Origin of the sequence: Psychromonas algicola (assembly GCF_004378355.1) — a bacterium.
Classification (GTDB): domain Bacteria; phylum Pseudomonadota; class Gammaproteobacteria; order Enterobacterales; family Psychromonadaceae; genus Psychromonas.
On record NZ_SNUB01000066.1, the window covers coordinates 1 to 1,258 of the forward strand.

Annotated in this window: 1 protein-coding gene; it reads left to right on the forward strand. The window is 39.6% G+C overall.

What is annotated here, in order from left to right:
* The coding region (locus tag E2R67_RS16330; protein ID WP_134292009.1) for a cadherin repeat domain-containing protein at nt 1-1,170 on the forward strand (1,170 nt) is incomplete at its 5' end.
* Nucleotides 1,171-1,258: the final 88 nt, after the last annotated feature.

The window sequence follows — 1,258 nt, forward strand, 5'->3', positions numbered from 1 at the left end:
AACAGTGGTGGATATCAAGTTGTTTATACTGTTACCGCAACGGATGAAAATAACATTAGCTACAGTTTAAGTGGTGCAGATGCGAATGCATTTGCCATTGATTCAATGACAGGTGAAGTCATCTTAACGTCGAATCCGGATTATGAAGAGCAAGAAAGTTACAGCTTTAATGTAGTGGCCACAGATGAAGCGGGTAATGCGTCAGAACAAACAGTCACGCTTAATATTAATGATGTGGCTGTTGAAGATGAAACTGCACCGACAAACACCTTTACAGGGGCCACTTACGATGAAACCAGTAATACTCTGACATTAACTGGTACAGATATGAATACACTCTTATCTGGAGGAGAAACGGATTCTACCGATATTAAAAACAACTTTAATTGGGATAATTTGCAATGGGACATTAGCAGTGATGATACCGACAATGTCACCTTTAGCTTTTCGGACATTGAAAGTGTTTATGTAACAGATGACAACACTTTAGCCATTACTTTAACAACAATTAAAGCAAATGAGTTGGAAGGGACGAATCGATTTGATGATTTAACCGAAGATGATTCTATCGAAATTACAACAGGTTTTTCTGAAGATTCATCAGGTAACGCCTCAACGACAGATGCTTATGTTGGTGAAGCTTTAATGAATACATCGATTGTTGTGTTTGATTTGATCAATGGTGAAAGCTCTGCTCATTCAGACAGAACATTTGATCCGGATGTGTCTTATACCATTTATATTCGAGTGGACTCTGATGATCAGCAAGTTATCAATTTTAACGATGCTAGTGAATGGTCTGGTGGGGATAATTTAGGCAGCGATGATCTTATTGTTTTGGTTGGTGACGATAGCGTAGGTGTTTTAGGGGGAAATGGAGACTTAGTGACTAGAATTCGTTACAGCGGTCCTGGTGGTGGGTCTGGATCTGCGCCTAGTACTGCTCCTAGTGAATATACTCAGAGGGGTTATTTGTCGTATAGGTTTAGTAGCGGCATGGCTATTGATGAGTCAGGTTCTGTGCGGCGTCGACATCGCACTGGCTTTGAGAGAGACGACTTATGGAGTGGTGAGGGGGAGAGTTTATTTGACCCGCAAATAACGACTCTGAGCGATATATATTTAGTTACCATGCCATCTGGAATACTGACATCTCAAGGTCTCGTTTAATTTTATTTTAAGGGTTGTTTCAGATTATTTCATGCATCTCAAACAACCCTTTTTTGTTTTTTAGATTTTAAAAGTTACAGGAAATGAT